This is a genomic window from Streptomyces roseochromogenus subsp. oscitans DS 12.976 (genome assembly GCF_000497445.1).
In the GTDB taxonomy this organism is placed as follows: Bacteria; Actinomycetota; Actinomycetes; order Streptomycetales; family Streptomycetaceae; genus Streptomyces; species Streptomyces oscitans.
In genome coordinates this window covers 8451877-8459582 of sequence record NZ_CM002285.1, presented here as the reverse complement: position 1 = coordinate 8459582, position 7706 = coordinate 8451877, and the positions used below count along the sequence as shown (strand labels likewise).

Annotated in this window: 7 protein-coding genes and 1 pseudogene; 5 read left to right on the top strand and 3 right to left on the bottom strand. The window is 74.3% G+C overall.

What is annotated here, in order from left to right:
• Nucleotides 1-248: pseudogene (locus M878_RS49785) on the top strand (HEAT repeat domain-containing protein); the annotation flags it as partial.
• 113 nt (nucleotides 249-361) lie between these two features.
• On the opposite strand, the gene M878_RS86245 reads toward M878_RS49785, so the two are convergent.
• Nucleotides 362-967, bottom strand: coding sequence for an Rv1733c family protein (locus M878_RS86245; protein WP_023552743.1), 606 nt, complete (start codon nucleotides 965-967; stop codon nucleotides 362-364).
• 292 nt (nucleotides 968-1259) lie between these two features.
• Between M878_RS86245 and M878_RS86240 the strand changes: the two genes are divergently transcribed.
• The 4 genes from M878_RS86240 to M878_RS86225 all read left to right on the top strand — a co-directional run bounded on the left by M878_RS86240 (nucleotide 1260) and on the right by M878_RS86225 (nucleotide 5197).
• A complete protein-coding gene (locus tag M878_RS86240) occupies nucleotides 1260-2348 on the top strand; it encodes a WD40/YVTN/BNR-like repeat-containing protein (RefSeq protein WP_031226868.1) in 1089 nt (362 codons plus the stop codon).
• A gap of 87 nt (nucleotides 2349-2435) precedes the next feature.
• Nucleotides 2436-3113, top strand: coding sequence for a uracil-DNA glycosylase (locus tag M878_RS86235; protein ID WP_031226866.1), 678 nt, complete (start codon nucleotides 2436-2438; stop codon nucleotides 3111-3113).
• The gene (locus M878_RS86230; RefSeq protein WP_023552740.1) at nucleotides 3110-4087 is read left to right on the top strand and encodes an N-acetylglucosamine kinase; all 978 of its coding nucleotides are present in this window, start codon (nucleotides 3110-3112) and stop codon (nucleotides 4085-4087) included. The genes M878_RS86235 and M878_RS86230 overlap by 4 nt, the downstream gene beginning before the upstream one ends.
• Nucleotides 4088-4270: 183 nt before the next feature.
• Nucleotides 4271-5197, top strand: a complete 927-nt coding sequence (locus M878_RS86225; RefSeq protein WP_106962781.1) for a sirohydrochlorin chelatase — start codon at nucleotides 4271-4273, stop codon at nucleotides 5195-5197.
• Between the two features lie 221 nt (nucleotides 5198-5418).
• Here the strand turns inward: M878_RS86225 and M878_RS86220 are convergent, their stop codons facing one another.
• Together M878_RS86220 and M878_RS86215 are read right to left on the bottom strand one after the other, a co-directional pair.
• On the bottom strand, nucleotides 5419-6456 hold the full coding sequence (locus M878_RS86220) for a lactonase family protein (RefSeq protein WP_031226864.1): 1038 nt from the start codon (nucleotides 6454-6456) through the stop codon (nucleotides 5419-5421).
• A gap of 311 nt (nucleotides 6457-6767) precedes the next feature.
• Nucleotides 6768-7706, bottom strand: a 939-nt coding sequence (locus M878_RS86215) for an FUSC family protein (protein ID WP_023552737.1), incomplete at its 5' end; no start/stop codon positions are given.

Below are 7706 nucleotides of genomic sequence, written 5' to 3'. Positions count from 1 at the left end.
AGGCGGATCCGGAGCCGGTCCTGCCCGTGTTCCGGGCGGCCTGGGTCGAAGACCCGCGCACCCGCGCCCCGATCGCCGGCTGCCTCACCGCGATGGGCCCGGCCGCCGCGCCCCTACGGCACCTGGTCGCGGCTGAACTGTCCGCCCCACGCCGCCTTCCGGCCCCCGCGGGCGGATTCGGCGGCCTGGGCATCCCGGAGGACGAGGCCCTGCTGAGCGCCTGCCGGAAGGCGCTGGCGGCGATGTAGGGGCGGCACGGCAGACACGCGCCCGAGCAGCCGACTTCGGGGGACGCGGCGGCTCAGCTCGAGCGCGCCGGCGCCCCGGCCGGAGCGGCGGACCGGCACACCCCAGGCAGGCCTCAGCCGGAGCGGCGGCCATGGTCGGACCAGCCGCCCCACTGGGGTCCGAGCCGTGCCCATTCCGTGTCCCAGGCGTCCATGCGGCGGCGTTCCAGCCGGCCGCGCAGGGCGAGACCGCCGACGAAGGGGACGGCCGCCGCACTCACGCCCACCAGGCAGCCGATCAGCGCGCCGCGGAAGGCGGCCTCGGCGGCGGAGGTGGGCCGGTTGACGAGATGGCCCTGCGGGTCGCTCCAGACGGTGACCGGTGTGCCCGCCTTGCTGCCGGGCCGCACCCGGACCTGCCCGGTGTGGGCGGATCCGTCGGCCACGGTCCAGCGCACCTTGGCCCAGACCCGATCCCCGGCGGAGGTGTGGCCGTGCAGGGGGGAGCCTCCCGGCGCCCGTCCCACGACTCGGGCCACGACGGGACGCCAGTCCGCGCGCTCCTCGGCGAGTCCGTGCTCCACCGACCGGGCCGCCAGGAGTCCGGCCGAGACCCCTGCCAGGACGGTCAGCAGCCAGGTGCCGAGGACCACCCAGGCCTCCACCACGTCGGCCCGGCGTCTGAGCGGGCTGCGCCGCCAGCGCCACAGCCACACCTTCGGACCACGGATCGCCTTCAAAGGCATCCTCCTCACGAGCGCACCGACCGGCCGGAACGCCCTCCCATACGCGGGAGATCGCCCCGTTGCTCACGAAGCCGTCTCCCCGACGGTCGCACGAGACACCCCGTTCGCGCAGGCGCATGTCACAACGAACCCCGGCCGCTCTTGGTCACCAGCCGACGACACTGCTCTGACCTGCGGAAACAAACACAGCAGGGCGGAGTGTCAGTGGTGGGGTGCAGACTGGCCGATAACCGACGACTACCTGTCTCACGACTACCTGGACGAAGGCGTCCCGGAGGTGATCGGCATGACCGAGGTACTGCTGGCGGTGGGCACCCGCAAAGGACTGTTCATCGGGCGGCGAAGGGCCCGCGGGGCCTGGGAGTTCGACGACAGCCCGTATTTCAACGCACAGGCGGTCTACTCGGTCGCGATCGACACCCGCCAGGACCGCCCACGGCTGCTGGCGGGCGGCGACAGCGCGCACTGGGGCCCGTCGGTCTTCCACTCCGACGACCTCGGCCGCACCTGGACCGAACCGCCGCGTCCGGCCGTCAAGTTCCCCCAGGACACCGGCGCTTCCCTGGAGCGCGTCTGGCAGCTGCACCCGGCCGCCGCCGAGCCCGACGTGGTCTACGCGGGCACGGAACCGGCGGCGCTGTACCGCTCGGAGGACCGCGGCGAGAGCTTCGAGCTGGTCAGGCCGCTGTGGGAGCATCCGACCCGCTCGCGGTGGGTGCCGGGCGGCGGCGGTGAAGGCCTGCACACCGTGCTCACCGACGCCCGCGACCCCAAGACGGTGACCGTGGCCGTCTCCACGGCCGGGGTGTTCCGCTCCACCGACGGCGGCGCGAGCTGGGCGCCGTCCAACTCCGGTGTGTCGGCGGTGTTCCTGCCGGATCCGAACCCGGAGTTCGGCCAGTGCGTGCACAAGATCGCCAAGGACGCGGGCGACCCGGACCGGCTGTATCTGCAGAACCACTGGGGGGTGTACAGGAGCGACGACGCGGGCGCGCACTGGACCGACATCGGCGCCGATCTGCCGTCCACGTTCGGCTTCGCGGTGGCCGCCCATCCGCACCGGGCGGACACGGCATACGTCTTCCCGATCAACGCCGACGCGGACCGGGTGCCCGCCGGGCACCGGTGCCGGGTCTTCCGCACCACGGACGCGGGCCGGACCTGGGAGCCGCTGTCCAAGGGCCTGCCGGAGGAGGATCACTACGGCACGGTCCTGCGCGACGCCCTGTGCACCGACGACGCCGACCCGGCGGGCGTGTACTTCGGCAACCGCAACGGCGAGGTGTTCGCGTCCGCCGACGACGGCGACAGCTGGCAGCAGCTGGCCGGGCATCTCCCGGACGTGCTGTGCGTGCGAGCGGCGGTGATCGGCTGAGACCCAAGGGCGGGCTGCAATGGACGGCCCGTCGACCTCCGGCCATCGGTTGATCACCTGCCGGTCCACGGCAGTAGGGTGACGCCCGTGGCACCACGACCCTTGCATGAGATCGTCGAACCGGGCTGGGCGAAGGCCCTCGAACCCGTCGCCGGACGGATCGCCGGGATGGGCGACTTCCTGCGCGCGGAGATCGCCGCGGGACGCACGTACCTCCCGGCCGGACCCAACGTCCTACGGGCCTTCCAACAGCCCTTCGACGACGTACGGGTGCTGATCGTCGGTCAGGACCCGTATCCGACCCCGGGGCACGCGGTGGGCCTGTCGTTCTCGGTCGCGCCCGAGGTACGCCCGCTGCCGCCCAGCCTGATCAACATCTTCCGCGAGCTGAACACCGACCTGGGGCTGCCCCAGCCGGCCAACGGCGACCTGACGCCGTGGACCCGTCAGGGCGTCCTGCTGCTCAACAGGGCACTGACCACGGCACCGCGCAGCCCGGCCGCCCACCGCGGCAAGGGCTGGGAAGAGGTCACGGAGCAGGCGATCCGGGCCCTGGCGGCGCGCGGCAAGCCGCTGGTGTCCATCCTGTGGGGCCGGGACGCCCGCAATCTGCGGCCGCTGCTGGGCAGCCTGCCGGCGGTGGAGTCCGCGCATCCCTCCCCGATGTCGGCCGACCGCGGCTTCTTCGGCTCGCGTCCGTTCAGCCGCGCCAACGACCTGTTGACCCAGCAGGGCGGACAGCCGGTGGACTGGCGCCTGCCATGACCGGCGCGGGCTATCTGGCGGTGGATTCCGGGGGCTCCGGTCTCCGGGTCGCCGTCGGCGTGCCGGGCCGGGCACCCGCCGCACAGCGGGAGTCACAGGAACCGGTCCGCACGGGTGCGCGGGGCATCGATCCCGCTCACCTGATGGCCCAACTCGTCCCCTTGGCCCGGGCCTTGGCCGACGAGACCGGATTGCGCGAGCTGGACACGGCCGTCGTCGGCGCCGCCGGGTTCGCCAGTCTGGGCGACGGCCTGCGGGCCGAACTGCCGGACTCCCTCGCCCGGGAGCTGGGCGTACGGCACGTGGCGCTCGCCGCCGACGCCGTCACCGCCTATGTCGGCGCCCTCGGGCCGCGTCCGGGCGCCGTGCTCGCCGCGGGCACCGGACTGATCGCCGTCGGCACCGATTTGACGTCCTGGAGGCGGGCCGACGGCTGGGGGCATCTGCTCGGGGACTGCGGCAGCGGCGCCTGGATCGGACGGGCGGGGCTGGAGGCGGCGCTGCGCGCCCTTGACGGCAGGGACGGCGGCTCCGCGCCGCTGCTGGACTGCGCGGAGCAGCAGTTCGGCCCGGTGCGCGGCCTGCCGGGGCAGCTCTACCCCCGCGCCGACCGGCCTGCCGTACTGGCCTCCTTCGCGCCCCAGGTGGCTGCGTGCGCCGCGCACGACCCGGTCGCCGCGGACATCCTGCGGGCCGCGGCCCGGCACATGGCCGAGTCTGCCGCGGCCGTGTGCCCGGCGGGCGGGACACCCCAAGTGGCGTTCACCGGCGGCCTGTTCCGCCTGGGCGACCTCCTCCTCGTACCCCTGCGGGAGGAGCTGACGGCCAGGCTGCCGCACGCCCGGCAGGTGCCGGCCGAGGGCGATCCGCTGCACGGCTCGGTACGGATCGCGAGCGACCTGGCGGCCGGCCACCTCACCCTGCCGGGTGAATCCACCATGCTCTGTGTGATCTCCGTACGACGGGATCGATGACGGGATCCAGTTCCCCGTAAAAGCGGATTGTTCCCCCTTGTGGAGCCTTGTCGCCCATGTTCCCGGCACGTGCCCGGAACATGCGTCCTCGCGGCGTAACTCATCAGACAAATCCGGACGGATACCGCTCACCTGCACCCTCCCCGAACGGAGGAACCCTCGAAGCCAGTAACATGCGGCGCCATGAGCTCCCCCACTGGACCCGAGTCCGGCCTGCCAGTACGAATGCCGCGACCCCGCCAGCCCGGACGGCACCGCCGACCGGAGCCGCTGGTGGCTCCCGAGGGCGCGCCCGCGCTCGCCCTCGCGGTGCCCGGTGCGCCCAGCGCCGCCGCGCGCGGCCTCGCCGAGGAGGTCGTGAGCATCGCCCGCTCCGAGCTGCCCGGCCTGGACGCCCGGATCGGGTACCTGGACGGGGACGACGCCGAGTTCCCCACGCTGCGGTCCGTGCTGGTACGCGCCGCCGAGGAGCGGACGGCCCGTTACGAGCAGGCCGTCGCCGCCGGGCTCGAAGGGATCAAGGAGCCCGACGGCCCGGTCGCCGTCGTCGTACCGCTGCTGGCCGGTCCGGACAGCGCCCTGCTGCGGCAGGTCCGCCAGTCCGTGATGGACAGCCGGGTCGCCGCCGACCTGACCGACGTCCTCGGTCCGCACCCGCTGCTCGCCGAGGCGCTTCATGTGCGGCTGTCCGAGGCGGGGCTGGCCCGTGCCGACCGCGCCCGCCTGTTCACCGTGGCCACCGCCGCGGACGGCATCATCCTGGCGTCCGTGGGGGGCGAGGAGGCGGTGCAGGCGGCCGGGATCACCGGCATGCTGCTCGCCGCGCGCCTGGCCGTGCCGGTGATGGCTGCGGCCCTGGACCAGGAGGGCTCGATCGCCTCCGTCGCCGAGCAGCTGCGTTCCTCGGGCTCGCAGCAGCTGGCCCTGGCGCCCTATCTGATCGGCCCGGAGATCGATCCGGCGCTGCTGGCTGCGGCCGCCGAGGAGGCGGGCTGCGCCACGGCCGAGGCGCTGGGCGCGTACCCGGCGATCGGCAAGCTCGCCCTCGCCAAGTACACGACGACGCTGGGCATCGCCCCGCAGCAGCCCCAGGGCATGCCGGTCCGCTGACCCACCCGCAGCACCCGCACGACACGGGGCCCGCTCCACACCCCGGAGCGGGCCCTTCGCCTTGCCCGGGTGCACTCGGCCGACGATGCCCGAGAGGCCGGGCCGCAGCCGACGACGCGCAACCCGCGGCCTCAGCCGACCATGCCGGGCTCGGCCGGGCCTCGACCGCGCCTTGCCGGGCGGGATTCAGCCGGCGGACCCGCGCCCGCACCCGCAAGTCCTCAGCCGAAGACGACGCACGAGGCCGCCGGAACCCGTACCGCGCCGTCGTAGCGGGGCATGCCCGTCGCCTCGTCCACGGCGAACCAGGCCACATCCCCCGAGCGCTCGTTGGCCGTGTAGAGGAAGCCGGCGTGTTCGGCGAGTGCGCGTGGCCAGCGGCCGGCGCAGGGCACCGTGCCGATCAGCCGGAGCCCCTCGCCCTCGACGGCGAGGACCGACAGGACGTCCTCGCCACGGGTCGCGGTCCATACGAAGCGGCCGTCGGGCGAGACCACGATCCCGGACGGATAGGCGTCGCCGGCCGGGGCGCCGGACAGCACGGGGACCTCGGTCAGCGGCCTGAGGGAGCCCGCCTCGGCGTCCCAGCGGCACACGGTCACCGTCGGGGTGAGTTCGTTGACGACGTAGGCGTGCGCGCCGTCCGGATGGAAGGCCAGGTGGCGGGGGCCGGAGCCGGGGCGCAGGGCGAACTCGCGGTGCAGGGCGGGAGCGCCGTCCGCGAGCGTGCAGACCCGTACCGAGTCCGTACCGAGGTCGACGCTCACGGCCCACCGGCCGCTCGGGTCGGCCTGCACCTGGTGGGCGTGCGGGCCGCGCTGCCGCCGGTCGTGCGGGCCGGAGCCGGTGTGCTGGAGTCGTCCGGAGGGCTTGGCGGCGAGCGTGCCGTCCGGGCGCAGGGGTACGGCGGTGACGCTGCCGCAGCCGTAGTTGGCGGTCAGCAGGTGCCCCGCGTACAGGCCGAGGTGGGTCGGCCCGCTGCCGTCCACCGGGACGGGCGTCCCGGCGAGTTCCGGCCGTTCGCCGTCGACACGGTAGGCGGCTACGGCGCCCTCGGCGATCTCGCTGACGGCGTAGAGCGTCCCGCCGTCCGGCGACAGGACGAGATAGGACGGGTCGCGTACGTCGCTCACGGCGACGCCGAGGGTGAGGGCGCCGCCGTCCGGCGCGACATCGGCGGTCACGAGGCCGGGTCCACCCGCCGCCGTGAACGAGCCGATGAACGCCCGGCGCCTTACGGGCCTGCCGTCCTGTGCCACCGCTGTCCCCTCTCGGTCGAGCCGGTCCGGGGCCGACGGTAGCAGTCGATCAAGGCGGTCTAGACCAAGAGGCGGGTGTGGGGACCGATTGTGTTCCGCTGTTGCCCTCGGGGGACTCTCCGCTGCTTTTCCTCGCGAGTTGTTGCGGCAGCTCCTCACGAGTCGTTGCGGCGGCTCCTCGTGAATCGTCGTGCCGGTCGCGCGTGTCGTCGTGCTGACACCGCGCGCGTCGTGGCGCCGTCGGGCGCCGCGCCCCCGACGGCGCCCGGCTCAGAGCCCACCGACCGCGCCCCCGCGCCGGCCGGAGCCGGTCAGGCTCCCACCAGTCGTGATCCCGACGGTGCCCGCAGGGGCTCGGCCAGGTCGGCGAGGGCTCGTTCCAGGCCGTGCAGGTGGGCCAGGGCGGGCTCGGCGGGCGGCTCGGCGGGGCGGTGAACGGGCTCCGGGCGGCTCGTGGTGAGGGCCTCGACGGAGGCCTCCACGCGCCGGCAGGCCGCGGTCAGCCGGACGTCGTGGGAGGCCTCGGGATCGGCGGCGACCGCCACCAGGCCGCGGACCTCGCGGGCGCAGTCGTCGAGGAGCGCGAGGACGCGGCGGGCGCGCGCCTTGCGGGCCGGCATCGGGTTCAGCGGGTGCACCAGCGGGGCCACCGACAGCCGGACCCGGCCGAGCAACTGCTCCAGTTCAGCCACGCGCGGCGCCGGATCGGAGGTCGCTGAGCCCGCGAGCCGGGCCGCGGCCTCGGCCGTGCAGGCGTGGACGCAGCGCAGGGCCCGCTGGATCCAGGCATCCGTGATGGCGTGGGTGGTGACCGGCAGGACGAACAGCACGGCGAGCGCGGCGCCGAGCGCGCCCACGCCGGTCTCGGCGATGCGCAGGGCCAGCAGGCCAGGGCTCAGGACGCCGAGGAGGCCGTAGAGCAGTTCGGCGAGCAGGGTCACGCAGAGCATCATCCAGGTGTAGGAGACGGCGGCCGTATAGAAGATGCCGAAGACGGCGACAGCGACGAGAACGGCCGTCGGGACCGGCGCCCCGTGCACGGGTACGGCGACGAGGAAGCCCAGGCAGATGCCGATCACCGTGCCGAGGACCCGGCGGAAGCCACGGACCAGTGTCTCGCCGCGCGAGGCGGTGTTGACGAAGATCCACCAGGTGGCGCCGACAGCCCAGTACCAGCGCTGTCCGGACACCAGCTGACCCACGACCAGCGCGAAGCCCGCGCCCGCGGTCGCCTGCACGGCCTGCCGCGT

Coding starts and splice junctions, on each gene's coding strand:
- M878_RS86240 (WP_031226868.1), top strand. CDS start 1,260: ATGACCGAGGTACTGCTGGCGGTGGGCACCCGCAAAGGACTGTTCATC.
- M878_RS86230 (WP_023552740.1), top strand. CDS start 3,110: ATGACCGGCGCGGGCTATCTGGCGGTGGATTCCGGGGGCTCCGGTCTC.
- M878_RS86225 (WP_106962781.1), top strand. CDS start 4,271: ATGAGCTCCCCCACTGGACCCGAGTCCGGCCTGCCAGTACGAATGCCG.